Source organism: Mesorhizobium sp. CA15 (assembly GCF_020165215.1).
Classification (GTDB): domain Bacteria; phylum Pseudomonadota; class Alphaproteobacteria; order Rhizobiales; family Rhizobiaceae; genus Mesorhizobium.
This window is the reverse complement of sequence record NZ_JAIUHQ010000011.1, coordinates 1-22,933: the sequence shown is the minus strand read 5'-3', so window position 1 is coordinate 22,933 and position 22,933 is coordinate 1. Positions and strand designations below refer to the sequence as shown.

At 64.0% G+C, this 22,933-nt stretch carries 20 protein-coding genes and 1 other RNA gene; 6 read left to right on the top strand and 15 right to left on the bottom strand.

The genetic code is table 11. The features are described 5' to 3' along the window. Positions 1-5: 5 nt before the first annotated feature. Genes mraY through mraZ form a run of 7 tightly spaced genes read right to left on the bottom strand, consistent with a single transcriptional unit; the run spans position 6 to position 7,644 of the window. On the bottom strand, positions 6-1,088 hold the full coding sequence (mraY, locus tag LB515_RS18105) for a phospho-N-acetylmuramoyl-pentapeptide-transferase (protein ID WP_095768991.1): 1,083 nt from the start codon (positions 1,086-1,088) through the stop codon (positions 6-8). A gap of 27 nt (positions 1,089-1,115) precedes the next feature. Beyond that, positions 1,116-2,549, bottom strand: a complete 1,434-nt coding sequence (locus LB515_RS18100) for a UDP-N-acetylmuramoylalanyl-D-glutamyl-2,6-diaminopimelate--D-alanyl-D-alanine ligase (RefSeq protein WP_224708516.1) — start codon at positions 2,547-2,549, stop codon at positions 1,116-1,118. Continuing rightward, entirely contained in the window at positions 2,546-4,000 is a 1,455-nt protein-coding gene (locus tag LB515_RS18095; RefSeq protein WP_224708515.1) for a UDP-N-acetylmuramoyl-L-alanyl-D-glutamate--2,6-diaminopimelate ligase, read from the bottom strand. The genes LB515_RS18100 and LB515_RS18095 overlap by 4 nt, the downstream gene beginning before the upstream one ends. 54 nt (positions 4,001-4,054) lie before the next feature. Continuing rightward, the gene (locus LB515_RS18090) at positions 4,055-5,776 is read right to left on the bottom strand and encodes a peptidoglycan D,D-transpeptidase FtsI family protein (protein WP_224708514.1); all 1,722 of its coding nucleotides are present in this window, start codon (positions 5,774-5,776) and stop codon (positions 4,055-4,057) included. Then, positions 5,773-6,168 carry a hypothetical protein gene (locus tag LB515_RS18085; protein ID WP_095768987.1) on the bottom strand — a complete coding sequence of 132 codons (396 nt, stop codon included), beginning with the start codon at positions 6,166-6,168 and terminating at the stop codon, positions 5,773-5,775. The genes LB515_RS18090 and LB515_RS18085 overlap by 4 nt, the downstream gene beginning before the upstream one ends. Before the next feature lie 4 nt (positions 6,169-6,172). Then, positions 6,173-7,189 carry a 16S rRNA (cytosine(1402)-N(4))-methyltransferase RsmH gene (gene rsmH / locus LB515_RS18080; protein WP_224708513.1) on the bottom strand — a complete coding sequence of 339 codons (1,017 nt, stop codon included), beginning with the start codon at positions 7,187-7,189 and terminating at the stop codon, positions 6,173-6,175. Then, a complete protein-coding gene (gene mraZ / locus LB515_RS18075) occupies positions 7,186-7,644 on the bottom strand; it encodes a division/cell wall cluster transcriptional repressor MraZ (RefSeq protein ID WP_140839693.1) in 459 nt (152 codons plus the stop codon). The genes rsmH and mraZ overlap by 4 nt, the downstream gene beginning before the upstream one ends. Positions 7,645-8,032: 388 nt before the next feature. Here mraZ and LB515_RS18070 point away from each other — a divergent pair, with 388 nt between their 5' ends. Continuing rightward, complete coding sequence (locus tag LB515_RS18070; RefSeq protein ID WP_224708512.1) at positions 8,033-9,148, top strand: cystathionine gamma-lyase; 1,116 nt, start codon at positions 8,033-8,035, stop codon at positions 9,146-9,148. Between the two features lie 8 nt (positions 9,149-9,156). Here the strand turns inward: LB515_RS18070 and LB515_RS18065 are convergent, their stop codons facing one another. The 7 genes from LB515_RS18065 to LB515_RS18035 all read right to left on the bottom strand — a co-directional run bounded on the left by LB515_RS18065 (position 9,157) and on the right by LB515_RS18035 (position 13,136). Beyond that, positions 9,157-9,447, bottom strand: a complete 291-nt coding sequence (locus tag LB515_RS18065) for a type II toxin-antitoxin system RelE/ParE family toxin (protein WP_140839689.1) — start codon at positions 9,445-9,447, stop codon at positions 9,157-9,159. Continuing rightward, the gene (locus tag LB515_RS18060; protein WP_140839687.1) at positions 9,444-9,728 is read right to left on the bottom strand and encodes a type II toxin-antitoxin system ParD family antitoxin; all 285 of its coding nucleotides are present in this window, start codon (positions 9,726-9,728) and stop codon (positions 9,444-9,446) included. The genes LB515_RS18065 and LB515_RS18060 overlap by 4 nt, the downstream gene beginning before the upstream one ends. Before the next feature lie 156 nt (positions 9,729-9,884). Further along, positions 9,885-10,281, bottom strand: an RNA gene (gene rnpB / locus LB515_RS18055) — RNase P RNA component class A. Between the two features lie 136 nt (positions 10,282-10,417). After that, positions 10,418-11,119 carry a lytic transglycosylase domain-containing protein gene (locus LB515_RS18050; protein WP_224522876.1) on the bottom strand — a complete coding sequence of 234 codons (702 nt, stop codon included), beginning with the start codon at positions 11,117-11,119 and terminating at the stop codon, positions 10,418-10,420. Positions 11,120-11,304: 185 nt separating this feature from the next. Further along, entirely contained in the window at positions 11,305-12,072 is a 768-nt protein-coding gene (locus tag LB515_RS18045; protein WP_224522877.1) for an N-acetylmuramoyl-L-alanine amidase, read from the bottom strand. Next, a complete protein-coding gene (locus tag LB515_RS18040) occupies positions 12,069-12,788 on the bottom strand; it encodes a J domain-containing protein (RefSeq protein ID WP_224708511.1) in 720 nt (239 codons plus the stop codon). The genes LB515_RS18045 and LB515_RS18040 overlap by 4 nt, the downstream gene beginning before the upstream one ends. A gap of 135 nt (positions 12,789-12,923) precedes the next feature. Continuing rightward, positions 12,924-13,136: a hypothetical protein gene (locus tag LB515_RS18035; RefSeq protein ID WP_224635982.1), complete on the bottom strand. Its 213-nt coding sequence runs from the start codon at positions 13,134-13,136 to the stop codon at positions 12,924-12,926. Positions 13,137-13,311: 175 nt separating this feature from the next. Between LB515_RS18035 and LB515_RS18030 the strand changes: the two genes are divergently transcribed. The 3 genes from LB515_RS18030 to LB515_RS18020 are packed head-to-tail and all read left to right on the top strand — an operon-like array spanning position 13,312 to position 18,949. Beyond that, on the top strand, positions 13,312-16,944 hold the full coding sequence (locus tag LB515_RS18030; protein WP_224708510.1) for a hydantoinase B/oxoprolinase family protein: 3,633 nt from the start codon (positions 13,312-13,314) through the stop codon (positions 16,942-16,944). 44 nt (positions 16,945-16,988) lie between these two features. After that, positions 16,989-18,287, top strand: a complete 1,299-nt coding sequence (locus tag LB515_RS18025; protein WP_095768979.1) for a DUF3419 family protein — start codon at positions 16,989-16,991, stop codon at positions 18,285-18,287. Next, on the top strand, positions 18,284-18,949 hold the full coding sequence (locus LB515_RS18020; protein ID WP_224708509.1) for a class I SAM-dependent methyltransferase: 666 nt from the start codon (positions 18,284-18,286) through the stop codon (positions 18,947-18,949). Before LB515_RS18025 ends, LB515_RS18020 begins: the two co-directional genes overlap by 4 nt. A 10-nt stretch (positions 18,950-18,959) precedes the next feature. Here the strand turns inward: LB515_RS18020 and LB515_RS18015 are convergent, their stop codons facing one another. Next, on the bottom strand, positions 18,960-20,342 hold the full coding sequence (locus LB515_RS18015) for a serine hydrolase domain-containing protein (RefSeq protein WP_224708508.1): 1,383 nt from the start codon (positions 20,340-20,342) through the stop codon (positions 18,960-18,962). 287 nt (positions 20,343-20,629) lie between these two features. Here LB515_RS18015 and LB515_RS18010 point away from each other — a divergent pair, with 287 nt between their 5' ends. Beyond that, a complete protein-coding gene (locus tag LB515_RS18010; protein WP_224708507.1) occupies positions 20,630-21,418 on the top strand; it encodes a GH25 family lysozyme in 789 nt (262 codons plus the stop codon). A 183-nt stretch (positions 21,419-21,601) separates the two neighbouring features. Then, a complete protein-coding gene (locus tag LB515_RS18005) occupies positions 21,602-22,780 on the top strand; it encodes a lytic murein transglycosylase (protein WP_224635975.1) in 1,179 nt (392 codons plus the stop codon). Positions 22,781-22,933 lie beyond the last annotated feature (153 nt).

The window sequence follows — 22,933 nt, the reverse complement described above, 5'->3', positions numbered from 1 at the left end:
GAGTCCTATCTGAGCTTGAGGGTGGACAGGCCGACCAGCGCCAGGATGACGGCAATGATCCAGAAGCGTATCACCACCTGGCTTTCGGTCCAGCCGAGCTTTTCGAAATGGTGATGGATCGGCGCCATCAGGAAGACGCGCTTGCCGGTCATCTTGAAATAGCCGACCTGGATGATGACCGACAGGATCTCGACCACGAACAGGCCGCCGACGATCACCAGCACGATCTCGTGCTTGGTAGCGACCGCGATGGTGCCGATCAGCCCGCCCATCGCCAGCGAGCCGGTGTCGCCCATGAAGATCGCGGCCGGCGGCGCGTTGAACCAAAGGAAGCCGAGGCCCGCGCCGATCACCGCGCCGAGCACGACGGCGAGCTCGCCGGTGCCGGGAACGAAATGGATCTGCAGATATTCGGCGAACACCGCGTTGCCCGAAAGATAGGCGATGACGCCGAAGGACGCCGCCGCGATCATGATCGGCACGATCGCCAGGCCGTCGAGGCCGTCGGTCAGGTTCACCGCATTGCCGGCGCCAACGATGACGAAGCAGGAGAACGGCACGAAGAACCAGCCGAGGTTGATCAGGAATTCCTTGGCGAAGGGAAAGGTCAGCGACGACGAGAACGGCGCCTGGCCATTGTGCATGATCACCCAGGCGGCGATGGCGGCGATGACGAACTCGATCGCCAGGCGAGCCTTGCCGGAGAAGCCCAGATGCGACTGCTTGGTGACCTTGAGATAGTCGTCGTAGAAGCCGATCGAGCCGAAGCCGACGGTGACCAGCAACACGACCCAGACATAGATGCTGGACAGGTTTGCCCATAAGAGCGACGAACCGATGATGCCGGACAGGATCATCAGCCCGCCCATGGTCGGCGTTCCAGCCTTCTTGAAATGCGTCTGCGGGCCGTCGGCGCGGATCGGCTGGCCCTTGCCTTGCCGCAGGCGCAGCGAATTGATGATCGTCGGCCCAAAGATGAAGACGATCAGCGCAGACGTGATCAGCGCGCCACCTGTACGAAAAGTGATGTAGCGGAAGACGTTGAAGAACGAGATCTTGTCCGCGAAATCGACGAGCAGTGTGAACATGGTCCTTCCGTCCCCCGGAGCCCGACCCTAGGCCGGCTTCATGTTTGTGGCTTCCGCCGGAAATTTGCCGAGCAATGCCTCGACCAGCTTTGAAAACCCGATGCCCTTCGACGACTTGACCATCACCACGTCGCCGGGCCTGAGCGCGGCGATCACGATCGGCTTCAGTTCTTCCGCTCCCGATCGATACTCGGTTGCAATGTCTGACGGCAGGGCCTCGGCCAGCGCCTGCATTTCCGGCCCGCCGAGAAAGACGTTACGCGTGCCCGTGCCGACGATCAGCTTGGCAAGCGCTGCGTGGAGATCTGCCGAATGGCTGCCGAGCTCCAGCATGTCACCGAGCACGGCGATGCGCCGGCCCTCGCCCGCGACTGGCGTGGCGTTGAGCAGCGCCATTGCCGCCGCCATCGACGCCGGATTGGCGTTGTAGCTCTCGTCGATCAGCGTGATCGGCCCGTTGGGATGATGCAGGATATGGCGCCGGCCCCGCCCGCGCTCGGCCGAAAGATCTGCCAGTGCCGCCGCGACCTTGTCGAGGTCGGCGCCGACCAGCTGCGCGGCGCCCAGCACCGCCAGCACGTTCTGCACGATATGGCGGCCGGGCGCCCCGACACGAGCCGTCAGGTCTTTCTTGCCGATCTTGACGGCGATGTCGGAATGGTCGGCATGAAGCTCGCAGCCGACAAGGCGGAACGCCGAGCGGACATTTTCGCCGAAGCCGAAGACATGCTCGACGCCCGCCTCTTTCGCCATTTTGCCGAGCAGCTTCCAGCGTGGATCATCGCGGTTGAGCAGCGCGGCGCCACCCGGCTCGATTCCCTCGAAAATCTCGGCCTTGGCCATGGCGATCTCGTCGAGATTCTTGAAGAAGCCGAGATGAGCGGCGGCGATTATGGTCACGATGGCGACATGCGGCCTGACCATCTTGACCAGCGGCCGGATCTCGCCCGGATGGTTCATGCCGATCTCGAAGACGGCATAGTCGCAGTCCTGCGGCATGCGCGCCAGCGTCAGCGGCACGCCCCAATGGTTGTTGAACGACTGCGCCGAAGCATGCACCTTGCCGACCGCCGACAGCACATGCCGCAGCGCTTCCTTGGTGGTCGTCTTGCCGGCCGAGCCGGTGACCGCGATGATCCTGGCCTTCGAGCGAGCCCGCGCCGCCACGCCGAGCTTCTCGAGGGCCGCGAGCACGTCCTGCACGACGATCATCGGCGCCGTCAGCCGGCCAAGCGAAGGCAGCTTGCCCTCCGCGACGACCAGCACCGCCGCTCCGGCCTTGACCGCCGCTGTCGCGAAATCATGGCCGTCCATCGCTTCGCCCTTGATGGCGAAGAAGGCGTTTCCCGGTTCCAGACTGCGGCTGTCGATCGAAATGCCGGTGATGCCTTCCGGCAGCAAGCCGATCGGCCTGCCGCCCATGGCTTCGACGAGCGCTTCCGACGTCCACAGCAGGTTCATGCGGCACGCTCCTTGAGCGCCTCACGCACTTCCTCATGGTCGGAGAAGTGAAAGGTTTCGGTGCCGACGGTCTGGCCTTCCTCATGTCCCTTGCCGGCAACGATAAGCGTGTCGCCGGCGCGAAGCATCGCCACCGCCTCGTGGATCGCCTTGCGGCGGTCGCCGATCTCGATGGCGCCGGGCGCGGCAGCAAGGATCGCGGCGCGGATGGTCTCGGGCACTTCCGTACGCGGGTTGTCGTCGGTGACGATGACGACATCGGCGAGCCGGGTCGCGATCTCGCCCATGATCGGCCTTTTTCCCCGGTCGCGGTCGCCGCCGCAACCGAACACCACGACGACGCGCCCCGTGGTGAAAGGCCGGACCGAGGTCAGCACATTCTCCAGCGCATCGGGCTTGTGGGCGTAGTCGACATAAACGGGAGCGCCGGCCGCGGTGGCGCCGACGAGGTCGAGCCGGCCCGGCGCGCCCTTCAATTTCTCCAATGCCGCCAAGGCTTTGCCCGCGGGCGTTCCAGTCGCGATGGCAAGCCCGGCCGAGACCAGCGCGTTGGCGATCTGGAAATCGCCGGCCAAAGGCAGGTCGACCTCGTGCAGCACGCCGTCGGCCACGATTTCGGCGCGCTGGCGATGCCGCTCATGCTCGACCCGCTTCAGCGTCAGGAAATCGCCATGGCGGCCGACGGTCAGCACTTCCAGCCCCGCCGCTTTCGCGGCTTTGATGGTCGGCTCCGACCACTGATCGTCGGCAAAGACGATGGCGGGCGCGCCCTTCGGCAGCAGCGTGTCGAACAGGCGCAGCTTGGCGCGGTGATAATCCTCCACTGTCGGATGGTAATCCATGTGGTCGCGGCCGAGATTGGTGAAAGCGCCGGCCGCCAGCTTCACCCCGTCGAGGCGGCGCTGGTCGAGGCCGTGGCTCGAAGCTTCCATCGAGGCGTGGGTGACGCCCGCATCCGCCAGCTCCTTGAGCAATCGGTGCAACGCCACCGGGTCGGGCGTCGTCAGCGAGCCATATTCGTTGCGGCCGGGCGCTACGACGCCGGTCGTGCCGATCGAGGCGGCGGCAAAACCCACCTGCTCCCAGATCTGGCGGGTGAAGGCGGCGACGGATGTCTTGCCGGCGGTGCCGGTGACGGCGACCATGGTCTGCGGCTGGCGTCCGAAGAAGCGCGCCGCACTGAGCGCCAGCGCCAGGCGCGGATCATCGACGGCAAGAACCGGGATCGACAGGCTGGAGACGCTCGCGCCCTTGCCGGTGACGATCGCAGCCGCGCCGCGGGCCGCGGCATCGGCGGCATAGGTCGAGCCATCGGCCTTGCTGCCGGCAAGCGCGAAGAAGACGACGCCGGCCTTGACCGCGCGGGAATCGGAGGAAAGTCCGGTCACCTCCAGATCGGGGGAAGCTGTTCCCTCGACAGGCAGGATGCCGGCTAGATCTTTTAGCTGCATTGAGTCCCGTTCACCGCAACAAAATAGCGCGCAGTTGCCGGCGCGCCCCAAGAATCACTGATAGGAAACCAGCGTTGCACCATTTTCATGGCTGAAATCTGGCTTCACGCCAAGCATGGCGGCCGCGCGTCTGATGATGTTGCCGGCCATGACCCCCGCATTGTTGGCGGCAACGTCGGTCATCCCGGGCTTTTCAGGATGCGGGGCGTCGGCGATCGTGAACACCAGATATTGCGGATCGTCCATCGGGAAGGCGGCGACGAAAGTGTTGAAATTCAAGTCCTTGGAATAGCGGCCGTTGATGACCTTCTCGGCCGTTCCGGTCTTGCCGCCAACGCGGTAGCCGGGGACCCTGGCGTTTCTGGCCGAGCCCTTCTCGGCGTTGAGCGTATAGAGGTAGCGCATGCCTTCGACAGTCTTGTCGCTGACCACTTTCTTGGCGACCGCCATTGCCTCCTGCTCGCTGCGCACCAGGAATGTCGGCTCGATCAGATAGCCCTGCATCAGCGCCGCGCAGCCGACGGCGGCTTGCAGCGGCGTCGTCGACACGCCGTGACCGAAGGCGATGGTGAACGAGTTGACCTGTTTCCAGACCTTGGGTTCGGTCGGGCGGGCGACCTCCGGCAGTTCGGTCTGCATCCGGTCCAGAATGCCGAGGCGGTGCAGGAATTCGCGATGCCCCTCGATGCCGACCAGCTCGGCCTCTCTGGCCGATCCGATGTTGGACGAAAAGAGGAACACCTCCGGCAGCGACAGCACGCGGTTCTTGCCGTGGAAATCGTGGATGGCCTGATGGCCGACCCGGATCGGATGCGACGCGTCGAAGCGGCTCGCCATCGTCGCTTTGCCGGAATCGAGCGCCATGGCCGAGGTGAAGCTCTTGAAGGTTGAGCCCATCTCGTAGAGACCGGCCGACATGCGGTTCAGCCGGTCTTTCTCCTGCGCATTATACGGATTGTTCGGATCGAAATCCGGCACCGAGGCCATGGCCATCACTTCGCCGGTCTTGATGTTCAGCACGACGGCGCCGGCGCCGATGGCGCGATATCGCTCCAGGCCTGCGGCGATCTCGTCGCGCACCACATGCTGGACGCGCAGATCGATCGAAAGCCTGACCGGCTTGAGATCCTTGGCCACGGCGAGCCCCGACGCCTGCAGATCGCTCAGCCCCTGCTCGTCGATATACTTCTCCATGCCGGAGATGCCCTGGTTGTCGATGTTGGTGAGGCCGACGATATAGGACGAGGTCTCGCCGCTCGGATAGAAGCGGCGCTTTTCGGTGCGGAAGCCGAGGCCGGGAACGCCCAGCGCCAGGATGTCGGCCTGCTGCTTCGGCGTCAGCTGGCGCTGCAACCAGACGAAGCCGGCGCCGCTCTTGAGCTTGCGATAGGTCTGCTCGTAGTCGATCTCCGGCAGCACGGTCGACAATCTCTCGATCGCTTCGTCGGCGTCGACGATGCGGCGCGGCTCGGCAAACAGCGACGCGGTCTTGATGTCGGTCGCCAGCACCTCGCCATTGCGATCGACGATATCCGGACGCGATGCAGTGACGCGGTTCTCCGGGCCGCCCGAAAGATCGGGATTCTGCAGCCCGAGATAGACGAGCCGGCCGGCAATGGTCGAATAGATGGTGAAGAACACCGCCATGGTCATGACGATGCGCGTCTTGGCCTTGCCGCCGGTCGCCTTGCGGGCGGCGTCGACGACGATCGAGCCGTCCTCAACCTGCTTCTTCCGGCGCGTCAGCAGGCCGCCGATCCTTGGAAGGCCGATCATTGAACGGTGCTCCCGGTGACCACCGGATCCTTGCCGTCCGAGGGCTCCTTGCCCGAATTGTCGGCCATGCCGCCAAGCTGCTGCGAGGAGAGGTCTTCGATGGTCACGGGTTTCACGGGAATGTCGTCGAGCCCGCCGATCTGGTGCGCGTTGACCGGTTCGAGCCCGAGCTGGCTCTTATAGACGTCGGCAAGCTTCTGCAGTCGCGACGGCTGAGTGAGCAGGCTCCAGTCCGCCTTGAGGAGATCGATCGTCTCTTCCTCGTAGTGGATCTGCGCCTGGATCTTCTGCACGGCCGCCTGTTGCTCTTCGGCTTCGCGCTTCGTTTTGTAGGTCAGCGCCGCGGCCGAGACCATGACGGCGATCAGGACTATGTCGCTGGTACGAAACACGTGCTCACCTCTCCCCCGGCCGCTCGACGGCGGGAAGCTTTGGAAGGCCGAAAATCGAAAAATCGCCGGCGCGCGCCGGCGCCTCGGTGCGGATCGCCGCGCGCAGCCTGGCCGAGCGCGCCCGCGGGTTGGCGTACAGCTCAGCCTCTCCCGGCGTCACACCGCCGCCGGCCTTGCGGAAGGTGGCAATGCGCGCGGGCGCGTCAGGCATGTGCCGCGAGCCGCTGGCCGCCTCGGAGCGGTCGGCGATGAAGCGCTTGACGATGCGATCTTCCAGCGAATGGAACGTCACCACGGCTAGCCGTCCGCCGGGTTTCAGCGCCCGCTCGGCAGCCAGCAGCGCCCTTGCGAGCTCGCCAAGCTCGTCATTGACGAATATGCGCAGCGCCTGGAAGACACGCGTGGCCGGATGGATCTTGTCCTTCGGCCCGCGCCCGATATGGGTTTCGATGGCGTCGGCGAGATCGAGCGTGCGTTCGAAGGGCTTCTTCTCGCGACGGCTCTCGATCATGCGCGCGATGCGGCCGGCATGGCGCTCCTCGCCGAGAAAGCCGAAGATGCGGGCAAGGTCGCCCGCCTTGAAGGTGTTGACGACGTCGGCGGCGGACAGACCCGCCTGCGCCATGCGCATGTCGAGTGGCCCGTCGGCGCGAAAGGAAAAGCCCCGCTCCGCCTGGTCGAGTTGCATCGAGGAAACGCCGATGTCGAGCACCACGCCGTCGGCGCCCTCGACATGCTCGTCCAGCGTTGAGAACGGTGCCTGGACAAGCCTCAGCCTGCCGCCGGACTGTCGTTCGAGCGCCCTGCCCGCCCCGATCGCGTCCGGGTCGCGGTCGATGGCGACGACGGAGGCGCCGCGATCAAGGATGGCGCTGGTGTAGCCGCCGGCGCCGAATGTCCCGTCGACGACCGTCTCGCCGGCCTTCGGCGCAAGCGCGTCGAGCACCTCGGCAAGGAGGACCGGAATGTGACGGGCCGGTCCGCCAACGGCGCGAGGGTCATCGCCGTGGCCAGCCATCATTCCGATCGCTCCCCGGGCTTCGTCCCCTGCCGAAGCTGCAAAAGCCTGGCCCGCGCCTGCGCCCCATAGGCGGCAAGCCGTCCGGGCTCCCAGACTTGAAAGAAATTGCCGCGGCCGACAAAGGCCACCTCGTTCGAGATGCCCGTATGCTCGCGGATGAAATCGGTCATGGTGATGCGGCCGTCCTGGTCGAGCTTCAGAAATGTCCCGTCGCCATGGCAAAAGAACGACATGTCGTCCGCCGTCTGCAGAAAGGGATCCTCCAGCGCGATCCGCTGCTCGTAGCGGTCGAGCAGGTCGAGCCCGCCGACATCCATGGCCGGCAGATCCAGGCAGCGTAGCGCGTAGAGTTCCGAATAGCCGCGTTTTTGCACCACGGCGCGAAAATGCGCCGGAACGGATACCCGCCCCTTCGCATCGATCTTGCTCACCGTGTTTGACAGAAACCGGTCCAATAAACGCTACAGCCGCTGTTGCCGCTGCACCCCTCATGTTGTTCTCCGCGCCCCTGCCGCATTTGCGGCAAATCGCTTCATTCACCGGGGCGAGAACCGACAAACGCGCAGCCGCCGCGGCTGCCCGATTGGCGTACGCTTCACCCTGACGCGGAACGAAAGCTTGATCTGAATGGGATATCATGGGGCACTATGGGCGTCAACGGGAACAGGCATCACAAACAAACGCGCCACACCAGAAAGCGCAGGCTGAAGACACGTCTCGTCTTTATCGTCCATTAAGCCTAACGAAGCGTTTAGAGCCCTCTGGCCTAAAAAGACCCAGCTTGCCGCGCACAGCCGGCGCGCATAGCGTCGGTTGAAGTTTTCTGCCCAAGGGATCGAGCCGATGTCCGACACTGCGAAGTCACGCGCCGCGACACTTGCCCATTTGCGCAGCGCCGATTTCGCCAAGGGTGATCCCATTCCCTTGCCGCTGACCATGGCCTCGATCTTCCACGCACCGGGCGACGCGACGGGTTTCGATCAATATGGCCGCTTCAGCAACCCGACCTGGCATGCGGTCGAGCAAGCGCTCGGCCACCTGGAAGAGGCGCAATGCATTATTTTTCCGTCGGGAATGGCCGCGATTTCCGCGGCTTTGTTCGCGCTCGTCAAATCGGGCGACCGCATCCTCTTGCCGTCGGACGGCTATCACACGACACGGGCCTTGGCTGAGCGTTTTCTGAAACCGCTCGGCGTCGCTTATGACGTGAGGCCGACGGCAAGCATGCTCGATGGCGGCTTCGCCGGCTACCGGGCGGTTTTCGTTGAAAGTCCGTCGAACCCGCGACTGGACATTTGCGACATCGCCGCCGTCGCCAAGGCCGTCCATGCGCAAGACGGAACCCTGATCGTCGACAACACAACGATGACGCCCTTCGGCCAGCGCCCGCTCGATCTTGGCGCCGACATCGTGGTCTCGGCCGACACCAAGGCGATCAATGGCCATTCGGACGTTCTCTTTGGCCATGTCGCCAGCCGCGATCCCGACATTGTCGCCAGGGTGAAGGATTGGCGCGAGACGGCCGGCGGCATCCCCGGTCCGTTCGAAGCATGGCTGGTGCATCGCGGCCTCGAAACGCTGGAAGTGCGCTTCGATCGGATGTGTTCGTCGGCTGAAACCATCGCGCGGCGGCTGAAGGGTCATCGCGCCGTCAGCGGCCTGCGCTTTCCCGGGCTCGAGGGCGATGCCTCGCACAATCTGGCGCGCGCTCAGATGGAGCGCTTCGGCTTCCTGATTTCGTTCGAGCTGGCCTCCGAAGAACAGGCAGAGGCGTTCATCGACGGTTGCGCGCTGATCGAATCGGCAACGTCCTTCGGTGGCGTGCACACATCGGCCGAGCGGCGCTCGAAACGCGGCGACGCCGTTCCGCCGGGCTTCGTTCGCCTGGCCATCGGCTGCGAGCCGGTCGAGGAACTCTGGCAGGCGATCGAGGCGTCCCTGGACAAGATCGGCACATAGTCCGCCAACTATATCAGATCGTCAGCCTCAATTTTGCGCCGGCCGTGCAGCACGCGGAGGATTTCGATCGCGTCGTTGCCAATCCGATAAAACGTAAGATACTCCCCGACAACGAGGTGGCGGATGCCCGGCAAGATGTCATCGCGCGGCGCGCCTGATTGGGGATGAAGGGTCAGCAAATCCCATCGCCTCTGAAGAGCTTCCACAAAACGGACTGCGGCGTTTGGGTTGCGGGCAGCGATGTAGTCGCCGATAGTTTCGAGGTCGACCAATGCCTGTGGAAGCAGGCAGTACTTCACTCGTCAGCGCCTTTGGCTTCCGCCATCTTCGCATATTTGGCGCGCAATCGCTCCATTAAGGGGGGGCCGTCCAGCGCAGGTCCGCTGTCGATGCCTTCCTGCACCAGTTCCCGCAATTCCTCGACGGTATAGCCCAGCAGGTCGCGCCGCTCCTTCCATTGCCTGAGTGCATCGCGGATGACTTCACTGGCCGAGGCGTATTCGCCAGCAGCGACGACATTGTCGACCGCAGCCGCCAGTTCCGGCGAAAGCGTGATACTGCGTTTGTCGACCTGGCCCATGATGCACTCCTGCTCTTCCCCAAGGTACGATTTAATCGCACCAGCTTCAAGGATATGTTCGACCAGGCCGCGGAGGCTGTCTTGCAGAATGCTTGAATCGGAAGATACGCCTGTCGGCGTAACCTCCTGATCCCGTTCGGCTATCGCTACGAGAAAAATGCCAGCTGGCCTGTAAGCCGGGTTCTGTATGGCCCTCGCCTCGCGGCGAGAACGTGGCGGCCATTCATCTTGGGCGCATGTTGCCACGCGCCTCACGCAACCTACCCGGACGGTGGGCCGGAAACAGCCCTCGAAGGTTTCCCCTCGCACCGCCCCTATTCGGTTTTGCTCCCGGTGGGGTTTGCCCTGCCGCTTCTGTTGCCAGTCGCGCGGTGGGCTCTTACCCCACCCTTTCACCCTTGCCGTGGCCGAAGCCGCGGCGGTTTGCTTTCTGTGGCACTTTCCCTGGGGTCGCCCCCGCCGGCCGTTAGCCGGCACCGTGTCTCCATGGAGCCCGGACTTTCCTCACCCGCAACCTTTCGGCACGCGCGGGCGCGGCCGCCCGGCCAGCTGACAAGGGCGTATAAAGGGATTCCCGCCTGAAAACGCAAACGAAAAAGCTGTTGCCGTCGCCCAAATGCGCAGCGGTTTGGGACAACGACGCGCTTGAAACAGACACGCGTCGCCCAAATCCACTTCGGCGGACGATCTTAGGCCGGCGAACCCAGCGCTGCCATCTGCACCTTCACCTTGCTGCAATAGGCGGCCGAAATCGGATTCATCCGCGTCGCGCCGTGACCGGCATTGTATTTCAGGATCGTGCCGCAGGTGGTGCCACCGCCAAGACCCTGCGCCATGGCGAGGTACTTCATGCCGTATTTGATATTGGTGTCGGGATCGAACAGTCCCTTGGCGGAACCGGTGTAACCCATCATGCGCGCCGTGGCCGGCTTGATCTGCATCAGGCCGATCTCGCCGGCGCTGCCGACCAGATTCGGCCGGTAGTTGCTTTCGATCTTGATGACGGCGCTGGCCAGGGACACCGGCACGCCGTAGCTCGCGGCATAGCGGGCAATGATCGACGAATACTGGCCGCCGCCGGGTGCGGCGGATGTCGCCAGAGCGATCTTGCCCGTGGGGATCGAGGCAGTCGGGGTGAGATCGATCGTCTTTCTGACGCGCTTGGCGCGCTTGGCCGTCGATTTCGCCGCCCTGGTCGCGGCGGCCTTCTGCACCTTAGCCGGGGCTCTCTTGATCTTTGGCGCTTTGTTCGCCGGGGCAGCCTTGGTCGTAGGGGCGACGGCAAGGCCATTGTCTGCCCTGAGGCTTAAGGGGGCGCTGTTTGCCGGACTGAAGGCAAAGCTTATTACTCCGGCAGCAACGGCTGCCGCTACAACGGTCAATTTCTGCATGTAATCCTGTTCTGTTAGAACTGCGCGAAGAACTTCGCGCAGTTGTGTCAATTCAACATCGGAGCATCAGAGGGGCTAGACGTCCAACAACTTGCGGGAGAGGCATTTGGCGGCGGAATTAGCGGCAATGAAGGCGGCGCAATTCACTTTAAATAACAGGTTGTAATTTAATGACCTTATCGCGACTATTTGGCAGAGGCTGCCGCGACGGAAGTCAGGAGCCTCTGCAGCGTGCGGATCGTCGAATTGTCGGCCACGCCATCCACCAGCCGCCGCCGGAAATGCCGCTGGAACGCCGCCACCGCGATTTCCGTCTGCCGGTCGTAAATACCCGATATCTCAATACCATAGCCATAGAGCGCCAGCATCGACTGCAGCGCCTCGACGTCGGAGCCGGTGTCGCCGGCCTTCAACGCGGCGCCCGGTTTTATCGGCGCCGCCGGTACGAGGTGACCGATACCGGCCGCGAACAGAACCTTCCACGGAAATTTTTCGCCCGGGTCGACCTTGCGGCCCGGCGCCACGTCGGAATGGGCAAGCACCCTTGTCGCTGGGATGGAATAACGGCCCACGATGCCCGCGCACAAATCGATCACGGCATCGATCTGCCGCCTCGGGAAGGCTTTGTAGCCCAGTGAATGCCCGGGATTGACGATCTCGATACCGACCGAACAGGAATTGATGTCGGTGCGCCCGAGCCAGGAGCTCTTGCCGGCATGCCAGGCGCGATCGCTCTCGCGCACCATCTGGATGATGCGGCCATCTTCGTGGACAAGATAATGCGAGGACACTTCACTTGCTGGATCGCACAGCCACGCCTCGGCGCCGGCGCCGGTTGCCATGCCGGTATAGTGCAGCACGATCATGTCGGGCCGCAGCGTCTCGCGGCGCGGACCGAAATTCGGCGACACCCGGACCTCGGCACCTGGCTGGTCGGGCAGGAACCCGCTCATGCGTGCCTGAGGCCCCGCTCGATTATTTCATAAGCGGCGTTGATCGCCGCGACCCTGGTCGTGGCGATCTTGATGAATTCCTGCGGCAAGCCGCGTGCGATCAACCTGTCGGGATGATTGTCCGAGATCAACTTGCGGTAGCGTTTTCTGATTTCCTCGAACGGCTTGCCGCGCTCGATGCCCAATACGACGTAAGGATCGGCGGCGCCGAGATTGACGTGCCTGGACAGGATCATCTCGTAATGCGCCTCGTCGATCCGGAAGATCTCCGCGATCCGATGCAGGAACTGCCCTTCCCGCTCATGGATCAGGCCGTCAGCCTTGGCGATATGGAATAGGCCGTCGAGTATGTCTTCAAGCATCATGCAGTTGGCATGGCCGGAACCGCAGAGTTGCGCCATGCGCCGGGCGTAGGTCTCGAACCCGGCGACGTCCTGCTTGGCGATGTCGTAAAGCCGCGCCACGTTGCGCGTCTCGCTCGGCGGCACCTCGAAGATGTCCTGGAAGGCGCGCACCTCGTCCTGGGTGACGATGCCGTCGGCCTTGGCCATCTTGGCCGAGAGCGCGATCATCGCCACCGAGAACGCAACGCGCCGGCGCAAGTCCGGATCGCCGGAAAACACGGTGCGCACAGCTTCAACAACATCCGCGACGCCCGAGGACGCCGATGACGAAACACGAGCGATGAAGTCGCCAAGGCGGTCCCAAATCGACATGTCGGCTTCATAGAGCGAACCGGGCGGTTCTATCAAGCCGGGACGATGCCGCAGTTGACTGGCGATGCGCGGGATCGATAGCGCAAAAAAAGAAGGCCGGCAGTGCCGGCCTTCTTCGGTATTGTGGGACGGCCCTTACTGCGCAGGCGCGGTAGGAGCCGGCTTTGTTGCCGGAGCCGGTTCGGCAGGCTTCGAAGCGTCGGGCGTTGCCGGTTTCATCGGCTGTTCGTTGGCCGGCGGATTGGTGCTCTGGGTGGTGGTATTGTCAGTGCCGGTGCCACTGTCGCTACAAGCCGCGACCCCCAGCAGGGCGAGCGCCGAGACCGACGCCAGAATGAGCTTCTTCATGCTATCTCTCCTTCGACAGACGCTCACATTTCGGTGAGCGGTCGCAGGGGAAATGCATCAGCCAGCTGCCGGTTTCGTAACGTTGCATTTCCACGTGTAACATCAACTTGCGATTGCTGGCGCCGAAATCCCGAACTAACACAACATACGCCCAAAGAGATTATGGATAAGCAGAATGCCGGCAGCCGTGGGAACTGGGAAATGGGACTTCTGGATCGACCGCGGCGGCACCTTTACCGACATCATCGGCCGTGATCCGCGGGGCCGGCTGCACCCCCGAAAACTCCTGTCCGAAAATCCCGAGGCGTATGCGGATGCCGCCATCCAGGGCATCCGCGACCTATTGGGCCTGAAAACCGGCGCCGTCATCTCCGCCGACGCGATCGGCGACGTTAAAATGGGCACGACCGTAGCCACCAATGCGCTGCTCGAGCGCAAGGGCGACCGTGTGCTGCTGCTCATCACCAAGGGGTTCCGCGACGCTTTGCGCATCGCGTATCAGGCAAGGCCGGATATCTTCGCCAAGGAGATCATCCTGCCGGAGCAGCTCTACGAGCGGGTGATCGAGGTCAATGAACGCGTGCGCGCCGACGGCTGCGTCGAGCGCCTGCTCGACATCGCGGCCTGCCGCCCAGCGATCGAGCAGGCGAAGGCCGACGGCATCGATGCGGTCGCCATTGTCTTCATGCACGCCTGGAAATACCCGGACCACGAAAAGGCCGTGGCGAAAGTCTGCCGCAAGATCGGCTTCAGCCAGATCTCGGTCTCTCACGAGGTCTCTCCGCTCATCAAGCTGGTCGGCCGCGGCGACACCACCGTGGTCGACGCCTATCTGTCGCCGATCCTGTCGCGCTATGTGCAGCGGGTGGCCGGCGAACTGGGCGCCGGACCGCGCCTGATGTTCATGATGTCGTCGGGCGGCCTCACCGCCGCCGACATGTTCCAGGGCAAGGACGCGCTGCTTTCGGGACCGGCGGGTGGCGTCGTCGGCATGGTCGAGACGGCGAAGCTCGCCGGCTTCGAAAAGGTCATCGGCTTCGATATGGGCGGTACGTCGACCGACGTCGCCCACTATGACGGCGAATATGAGCGCGCCTTCGACACCGAGGTCGCCGGCGTTCGCATCCGCGCGCCGATGATGCGCATCCACACCGTCGCCGCCGGCGGAGGCTCGATCCTGCACTATGAGGCGGGCCGCTTCCGCGTCGGCCCGGATTCTGCCGGCGCCAATCCCGGGCCTGCCGCCTACCGGCGCGGCGGCCCGCTCGCCGTCACCGATGCCAATGTCATGCTCGGCAAATTGCAGCCCGATTTCTTTCCGGCGATTTTCGGCGCGGGCCAAGACCAAGCGCTCGACATCGGCACGGTTGGCGAAAAATTCGCGGCGCTTGCCGCCGAAATCGGCGACGGCCGGACGCCCGAGGCGGTCGCCGAAGGCTTTGTCACCATCGCCGTCGAGAACATGGCCAACGCCATCAAGAAGATCTCGGTGCAGCGCGGCTATGACGTCACCGAATATCTCTTGAACTGTTTTGGCGGCGCCGGCGGCCAGCACGCCTGCCTGGTCGCCGATGCGCTCGGCATGGAGGCGGTGCTCATCCATCCCTTCTCCGGCCTTCTCTCGGCTTACGGCATCGGCCTCTCGTCGGTCTTCGCCTCGCGCCAACAGGGTCTGCTGCAGCCGCTTGCCGAAGAATCCCGCGCGGCGATCGAGGCGCTCATCGCGGCGCTGCGCGGCGACGTCATTGCCGAGCTCGGCGAGCAAGGCATTGCCGGGGACGCGGTTTCAACGAGGCCTGTCCTGCATATCCGCTATGACGGCACCGATACGGCGCTGCCGGTGAATTTCGAGCATGGCTCGATCTTCCGCGCCAGAAGCGATTTCGAGGCCGCGCACAAGGCGCAGTTCGGTTTCGTCTATGACGATAAGCCGATCGTCGTCGAGACCGTCGCCGTCGAAGGCATGGAAGTCGCCCGACAGGACAAGGCTGAAGCCCCGGCGCTCGCCGGACCGGCAGGAATTGACGCCAAACCCTTGGAAAGCCGGCGCATCTACACCGAAGGCCGCTGGCACGAGGCCGGCGTCTATCGCCGCGAAGGCCTGCGGCCGTCCCACACGGTCGCCGGGCCCGCGCTTATCATCGAGCCGAACCAGACCATCGTCGTCGAGCCGGGCTGGCGCGCCGAAATCACCGGTCTCAACCACGTCGTGATACGCCGGACAGAAAGAAAGGCGCGAGCCGCGGCACTCGGCACCGAGGCCGATCCGGTGATGCTGGAAGTCTTCAACAATCTCTTCATGTCGATCGCCGAACAGATGGGCGTGACGCTGCAGAACACCGCCTATTCGGTCAACATCAAGGAACGGCTCGACTTCTCCTGCGCCGTATTCGACCGTCATGGCGCGCTGGTCGCCAACGCGCCGCATATGCCGGTGCATCTGGGTTCAATGGACCGTTCGGTGGAGACAATCATCCGCCTGAACTCCGGCGATATCCATCCCGGCGACGTCTTCGCGCTCAACGCGCCCTATAATGGCGGCACGCATTTGCCCGACATCACCGTGGTGACCCCGGTGTTTGACAACGCCCGCAAGGAAATCCTGTTCTGGGCGGCCTCGCGCGGCCATCACGCCGATGTCGGCGGCACCGCGCCGGGCTCGATGACGCCGCTTGCGACAACGGTCGATGAGGAAGGCGTGCTGTTCGACAATTTCCGCATCGTCGATCGCGGCCGCTTCCGCGAGAAGGAGCTGGAGACGCTGCTGACCGACCATGCTTATCCGGCGCGCAATCCCGTCCAGAACATCGCCGACTTGAAGGCGCAGATCGCCGCCAACGAAAAGGGCGTGGCGGAGCTGCGCAAGATGGTCGCGCATTTCGGGCTCGATGTGGTCGAGGCCTATATGGGCCACGTACAGGACAATGCCGCCGAGAGCGTGCGCCGCGTGATCGAGCGGCTTCCCGACAGCGCGGCGTACGAATATCCCACCGACACCGGCCAGGTGATCAAGGTGAAGATTACCGTCGACCGGCAAAGGCGCGAGGCGACCGTCGATTTCACCGGCACGTCGCCTGTCATGAAGAACAACTTCAATGCGCCGGAGCCCGTCGCCCGCGCCGCGGTGCTCTATGCCTTCCGCGTCATGGTCGAGGACATGATCCCGATGAATGCCGGCTGCCTCAGGCCGATCAACATCGTTATTCCGGACGGTTGCATGCTCAAGCCGTCCTATCCCGCGGCCGTCGTCGCCGGCAATGTCGAGACCTCGCAGCATGTCACCAACGCGCTGTTCGGCGCGATGGGCGCGATGGCCAACGCCCAAGGCACGATGAACAACCTCACCTTCGGCAACAAGAAATACCAGTATTACGAGACGATCTGCTCCGGCTCGCCGGCCGGCCGGATGAATTCGGGCCGGGGCTTTGCCGGCACGTCCGGCGTCCATACCCATATGACCAATTCGCGCCTCACAGATCCGGAGGTGCTGGAACTGCGCTTCCCCGTTGTGCTGGAAGACTTCCATATCCGCAAGGATTCCGGCGGCAAGGGCAAGTGGAATGCCGGCGACGGCACCAGGCGTACCATCCGCTTCCTCGAAAGGATGGAATGCGCGATCCTGTCCTCGCACCGCAATCGGCCGCCCCAGGGCCTCGACGGCGGCGGTGACGGCGAGGCGGGCTCGACCAAGGTCAGGCGCAATGACGGCTCGGTCGACGTCCTGAAGGCCTGCGACCAGACCACGCTCGATGCCGGCGAGGCCGTCATCGTCACCACGCCGACACCGGGAGCGTTCGGCAAAGCGTAGCAATTCGTACCAACCTGCCGTCAACAGGCTGTCACCTGCCTGTCATGCCGCTGCGCTACCCGCTTGCGCCAAAGCAAACGGGGAATCACCTTTCCATGTCGGACGTATCCGGAGAACTCGTTTATCGTCGAGGCAAGGAAGTCGGAAAGGCCGTCTACCAGAACCGGGCATTGTCGAAGGACGGCATTTCCGAGCGGCTCTTCGCCTTCCTGTTCTCCGGCCTCGTCTATCCGCAGATCTGGGAAGATCCCGATGTCGACATGGAGGCCATGCAACTTGGCGCCGGGCACCGAGTCGTCACGATCGCCTCGGGCGGCTGCAACATCCTGGCTTACCTGACCCGCACGCCGGCCCGGATCGACGCCGTCGATCTCAATGCCGCGCATGTCGCGCTGAACCGCATGAAGCTGGAAGCGGTGCGCCACCTGCCGTCGCAGGGCGACCTGTTCCGTTTCTTCGGCGCCGCCGGCACCAGCCACAATTCCGATGCCTATGATCGCTTCATCGCGCCGCATCTCGATCCGGTCAGCCGCCATTACTGGGAACGCCGCAACTGGCGCGGCCGGCGCCGCATCTCGGTTTTCGACCGTAACTTCTACCAGACCGGCCTGCTCGGCCTCTTCATCGCCATGGGCCATCGCGTCGCAAAACTGTTCGGCGTCGACCCAGCCGGCATCATGAAGGCCGAGAACATCGGTGAGCAGCGCCGCTTCTTCAACGAGGAGCTGGCGCCGGTCTTCGAAAGGAAGCTCTTGCGCTGGGCAACGTCTCGCAAAGCCTCGCTGTTCGGCCTAGGCATTCCGCCGGCTCAGTACGATTCGCTCATCACCTCCGGCGACGGCACCATGGCGAGCGTGCTCAAGGCGCGGCTGGAAAAGCTCGCTTGCGACTTCCCACTCAAGAACAATTACTTCGCCTGGCAGGCCTTTGCCCGCCGCTATCCGCAGCCCGGCGAGGCGGCGCTGCCTGCTTATCTGGAAGAGCGCAATTACAAGACGATCCGCGACAACATCGATCGCGTCGCCATCCACCACGCCAATCTGATCAAATTCCTGGCCGCCAAGGATGCGGGCAGCGTCGACCGCTTCGTCCTGCTCGACGCGCAGGACTGGATGACCGACGACCTGCTCAACGCGCTGTGGACCGAGATCACCCGCACAGCCTCGGCCGGCGCCCGCGTCATCTTCCGCACCGCGGCCGAACCGAGCCTCCTGCCCGGCCGTGTCTCCAGTTCCTTGCTCGACCAGTGGACCTACGAGGCCGACGCCTCGCGCGAATATTCGGCAAAAGACCGCTCGGCCATCTATGGCGGCTTCCACCTTTATGTGAAGCGTCCCGCATGAGCACGACGGAACTGCCGGCCAGCCATGCCGAACTGATGGACGGCGTCTACCGCTGGCAGCGCCATATCTATGATCTGACCCGTAAATACTACCTGCTCGGCCGCGACCGTCTGATCGACGGGCTGGACGTGCCGCAAGGCGGCACCGTGCTGGAGCTTGGCTGCGGCACCGGCCGCAACATTGCGCTTGCCGCCCGCCGCTATCCGGATGCGCGCTTCTTCGGTTTGGACATCTCGGCCGAGATGCTGGAGACGGCTAGCGCGGCCATTGCTCGCGAAGGCCTGTCCGACAAAGTCAGGCTGTCGCGCGGCGACGCAACCGACTTCGATGCCATGGCGCTCTTCGGCATCGCGCAGTTCGACCGCGTCTTCGTGTCCTATTCGCTGTCGATGATCCCCGGCTGGGAAAAGACGGTTTCGGCAGCCCTTGCGGCGCTCGCGCCCGGCGGTTCGCTGCATGTCGTCGATTTCGGCCAACAGGAAGGCCTGCCGCACTGGTTCCGCCCCCTGCTGCGCGGCTGGCTGCGGAAATTCCATGTCGCGCCGCGCGCCTCGCTGCGCGACGTACTTGAATCGGAATCGCAGCGCACTGGCGCAACCTTCCGCTTCAGAACGCTTTATCGCGGCTACGCCTGGCTGGCCGTGATCGGATCCCGCAAATAAAAGAACGCGATCAGTGCAGGGCCTTCACCAGCGCGCTGACCATCGCTTGTGGCCGATAGCCAAACTTGCCCGGCGTCAGACCTAGCCTCACCACCACCAACTGCTCGGACGGAATGATCGCCACCGTCTGGCCGTCATGGCCCTCCATCCAATAGGTGTCCTTGGGCAGGCCTGCAGCGACCCCCGCGCCGGGATTTTCCTCATCGCCCGGCCCCTCGATCCAGACTTGGCCTTTGCCATACACCTTTGAGGCCGGTGCGGCCTCGCGCATCCAGTCGACGAAACCGGCGGGCAGGATCTGGTTTCCGTTCCAGACGCCGCCCTGCAGCAGGAACTGGCCGAAGCGCGCCCAATCATGGGCCGTGGCATAGAGATAGGACGAGCCGACGAAGGTACCTTGCTCGTCGGTCTCGAGCACCGCGCTATGCATGCCGAGCGGCTCGAACAGCGCCGTGCGCGGCCATGCCAGCGCCTTCGCCTTGTCGCCGATCGCGTCCTGCCACAGCCGCGACAGCATCACCGCCGTGCCGCTCGAGTAGGAAAACACTTTTCCCACCTCGCCGGCCAGAGGTTGGGCCTCGGCGAAGCGAGCCATGTCCGGTTCGAGATAAAGCATGCGGGTCACGTCGGCGACGTCGCCGTAATCCTCGTTGAACGCCAGCCCGCTCGACATCGCCATCATGTCGGCAAGGCTGATGGCGGCGCGGCCATCGGCCTTCCACGGTGCGAAGAGCCCCTTGTTATCGAGCGCCAGCTTGCCGTCCCTGACCAGCGTGCCGACGATCGCGGCATTCACCGTCTTGGTCATTGACCAGCCAAGCAGCGGCGTCTTGGCCGAAAAGCCCTCGCCATAACGCTCCGCGACGATCCGGCCGTTCTTCACCACCACGATGGCGCGCATGCCGGTGCCGGCCATCGCGGCATCGTCGACGATCTTCGCGACCTCGGGGTGCTGCGAAGCATCGACCCGCTCGCCATCGGGCCAGAGCGCGTCGGGTTGCGCCGCGGCCGGCGGCGCGGCGTGCAGCGACGTCTGCCTTGCCTTGCCGGTGTCGCCGTCGGCAACCGACGCGCAACCGACGCCGTCGCGCTCGACCGCGACACTCTTGCCGAAAACCCAAAGCAGGCCGGCCGAAACCAGTCCCCTTTCCTTGTCGACGGAGACCTTCATCAGCTTCAGCAACGGATGGCCCGGCGCCTGCACGTCGACGGCCAGGACCTCTTTGGCGTCGCGGCCGGCGATGAAGACGTTCGAGCAGACGATCTTGGCCGAGTAGCCGGAGCCGACGCGGATGAGTTCTGGCGGCGCGAAATAGAGCCAGGCGAAGAGCGCCGCCACCGCCAGGACCACAAGCCCAAGCAGCCATTTGATGAACTTCACGACGGCTCGCATCTTTCCCCGCCTTTTGGATTCGCCGGCTCGATTTATGTCATCGATTTGCCGCCATTGCTTCCGCAAAATCGCCGGCATCGTCGAGCGCCGTCAATGGATTATCAACCATGTTCGGCGATCAAATGAATCCATGTCGCCCAAAAGTGCGCAGCGGTTTTGGGATAACGATTTGGACGGAATAAATCGGGACGGTCTTGTGGGGCGATCGTCCGGAGGGGGCCCGCGTAAGCGACCACCATCGATGAAGGACCCATCAGCGGCCGGCTGATCCCGGCTCGGGGAATATCATGCGCCGTCTTGCGGCCATCCTGATGCTTACGCTGCTGGGCGCCTGCTCGACTGTGGAGGACCTCTCACCATTGTCACCGTCGCAGACGGTTGCCGTGCGCGCGCCCAAATTCGAGGACTCCAAGCCGCATGAGTGGGACAGCGGCGCACCGTGGACCTACGCCATCCACGGCACGGATGTCTCCAAATACCAGACCTCGGTCGACTGGCCGACCGCCAAGGCCAGCGGCATCTCCTTTGCCTTCATCAAGGCGACGGAGGGCGGCGATCGTTTCGACGACTATTTCAACGAGCACTGGGCGCGTACAAGGGCCGCCGGCGTTCCGCGCGCGGCCTATCATTTCTTCTATTTCTGCACGCCGGCCGAAACCCAGGCGCGCTGGTTCATCGCCAATGTCCCGAGAGACCCGTCGGCAATGTCGCCGGTGCTCGACATGGAATGGAACCCGAAATCGCCGACCTGCAGGCTGCGCCCCGACCCGGCCACGGTGCGCAGCGAGATGACCGTCTTCCTGCAAATGGTCGAGCGCTACTACGGCAAGAAGCCGATCATCTACACCTCGGTCGACTTCTTCGACGACAACCAACTGGCGACCTTCCGCGGCTATCCCTATTGGCTGCGCTCGGTCGCCGGCCATCCGCGCGAGAAATACGGCAGCCACCCCTTCACCTTCTGGCAGTACACCGGCACCGGCATCGTGCCCGGCATGACCGGCAAGTCCGACATCAACGTCTTCAACGGCTCGGAAGCTGCCTGGAAGAAGTGGCTGCGGCAGAACACCCGTTGACATCGGCCGCCGCGCCTGCTTTTCGACACGGCGGGCGGCGAAACATGCAACCGCTGGTAATCTGGAGCGGCGTACTCGTGCGAGTGCCTAGCGAGGCTCCTGAGCTTTGAAATCCTCGCATGCGCCCGTCCGATCCAGTCCGGGGTCGCGATCGGGTCATGCGCCGGTCTCGAAAGGAAAGCGATGCGATTGCGCGTTGAAATCCTGGCGGCGCTCTTCCTCGGTGCGCTTGCGCTGCCGTCGGCGGCGCAGGAATGCGGCGGCGATTTCGAGGCTTGGAAACAGGGCGTCGCGGCAGAAGCCAAGGCAGCCGGCGTCGGCGCCGTCGGGCTCGACGCGCTGGAGGACGCCACCATCGACCAGCGGGCGCTGGCGCGCGACCGCGCCCAGGGCGTCTTCACCCAGACTTTCACCGAATTCGCCAACCGAATGATTTCGGCCTACCGCCTGAAGCAGGGTGCGGCCAATCTGAAGAAATATGCCGAAATCTTCGACCGCGCCGACAAGGAGTTCGGCGTCCAGCCGGCGATCATCGCAGCCTTCTGGGGGCTGGAGACCGACTTCGGCGCCGTCCAGGGCGACTTCCATACGCTGAATGCGCTGGTGACGCTTTCGTATGATTGCCGCCGTCCCCAGCTGTTTCGGCAGCAATTGGTGCCGCTGCTTACCTTGATCGACCGCGGCGTGCTGCCCGCCGACGTCAAGGGCGCCTGGGCCGGCGAGATCGGCCAGACGCAGATCCTGCCGACCGACTATCTGGCGCGCGGCGTCGACGGCGACGGAGACGGCAAGGTCGATCTGAGGAACAGCGTGCCGGACGTCATCATGACCACGGCCGACAAGATCATGTCGCGCGGCTGGAAGCGCGACCAGCCCTGGGTCCAGGAGGTGCGCGTCCCCGACGAGATGCCATGGGACCAGACCGGCCGCACCAACAAGCTGCCGCTGTCGCAATGGGCGCAATGGGGCGTCACCGAACCCAACGGCAACCCGCTCATCGACAATGGTCTCAAGGCTGGTCTGGCGCTGCCGATGGGCCGCAAGGGTCCCGCCTTCCTGACCTATGACAATTTCGACGTCTACCTGGAATGGAACCAGTCCTTCACCTACGCGCTGACGGCGGCAGTGCTTGCGAGCCGCCTTGCAGGCGCGCCGCAATTCGATCCGCGCACGCCCGAGCAAGGCCTGAGCGGCGACCAGATGAAGGCGCTGCAGACAAAGCTAGAGGCCAAGGGCTACGACGTCGGCACCGTCGACGGTATCCTGGGCACCAACACGCGCGAGGCGGTCCGCAAGGAGCAGATGCGGCTTGGCCTGCCGGTGGATGGTTGGCCGACGCCGGAGCTTTTGGCGAAGCTGTAGCGCCCTGTCCTTCTCCCCTTGCGGGAGAAGGTGGATCGGCGCGCAAGCGCCGAGACGGATGAGGGGTGTTCCAGCGGAGTGAGACGTCGGCTTTCCCTGGAGCACCCCTCATCCGTCGCCTTCGGCGACACCTTCTCCCACAAGGGGAGAAGG

What these genes read in the sequence shown, in the direction of transcription:
- LB515_RS18090 (WP_224708514.1), bottom strand. Translation starts at nt 5,776, where the DNA reads ATGATCGGCCTTCCAAGGATCGGCGGCCTGCTGACGCGCCGGAAGAAG.
- LB515_RS18005 (WP_224635975.1), top strand. Translation starts at nt 21,602, where the DNA reads ATGCGATTGCGCGTTGAAATCCTGGCGGCGCTCTTCCTCGGTGCGCTT.
- LB515_RS18035 (WP_224635982.1), bottom strand. Translation starts at nt 13,136, where the DNA reads ATGAAGAAGCTCATTCTGGCGTCGGTCTCGGCGCTCGCCCTGCTGGGG.
- LB515_RS18100 (WP_224708516.1), bottom strand. Translation starts at nt 2,549, where the DNA reads ATGAACCTGCTGTGGACGTCGGAAGCGCTCGTCGAAGCCATGGGCGGC.
- LB515_RS18030 (WP_224708510.1), top strand. Translation starts at nt 13,312, where the DNA reads ATGCCGGCAGCCGTGGGAACTGGGAAATGGGACTTCTGGATCGACCGC.
- LB515_RS18040 (WP_224708511.1), bottom strand. Translation starts at nt 12,788, where the DNA reads ATGTCGATTTGGGACCGCCTTGGCGACTTCATCGCTCGTGTTTCGTCA.
- LB515_RS18050 (WP_224522876.1), bottom strand. Translation starts at nt 11,119, where the DNA reads ATGCAGAAATTGACCGTTGTAGCGGCAGCCGTTGCTGCCGGAGTAATA.
- rsmH (WP_224708513.1), bottom strand. Translation starts at nt 7,189, where the DNA reads ATGATGGCTGGCCACGGCGATGACCCTCGCGCCGTTGGCGGACCGGCC.
- mraY (WP_095768991.1), bottom strand. Translation starts at nt 1,088, where the DNA reads ATGTTCACACTGCTCGTCGATTTCGCGGACAAGATCTCGTTCTTCAAC.
- LB515_RS18015 (WP_224708508.1), bottom strand. Translation starts at nt 20,342, where the DNA reads ATGCGAGCCGTCGTGAAGTTCATCAAATGGCTGCTTGGGCTTGTGGTC.
- LB515_RS18045 (WP_224522877.1), bottom strand. Translation starts at nt 12,072, where the DNA reads ATGAGCGGGTTCCTGCCCGACCAGCCAGGTGCCGAGGTCCGGGTGTCG.
- LB515_RS18095 (WP_224708515.1), bottom strand. Translation starts at nt 4,000, where the DNA reads ATGCAGCTAAAAGATCTAGCCGGCATCCTGCCTGTCGAGGGAACAGCT.
- LB515_RS18020 (WP_224708509.1), top strand. Translation starts at nt 18,284, where the DNA reads ATGAGCACGACGGAACTGCCGGCCAGCCATGCCGAACTGATGGACGGC.
- LB515_RS18060 (WP_140839687.1), bottom strand. Translation starts at nt 9,728, where the DNA reads ATGGGCCAGGTCGACAAACGCAGTATCACGCTTTCGCCGGAACTGGCG.
- LB515_RS18025 (WP_095768979.1), top strand. Translation starts at nt 16,989, where the DNA reads ATGCCGCTGCGCTACCCGCTTGCGCCAAAGCAAACGGGGAATCACCTT.
- LB515_RS18070 (WP_224708512.1), top strand. Translation starts at nt 8,033, where the DNA reads ATGTCCGACACTGCGAAGTCACGCGCCGCGACACTTGCCCATTTGCGC.
- LB515_RS18010 (WP_224708507.1), top strand. Translation starts at nt 20,630, where the DNA reads ATGCGCCGTCTTGCGGCCATCCTGATGCTTACGCTGCTGGGCGCCTGC.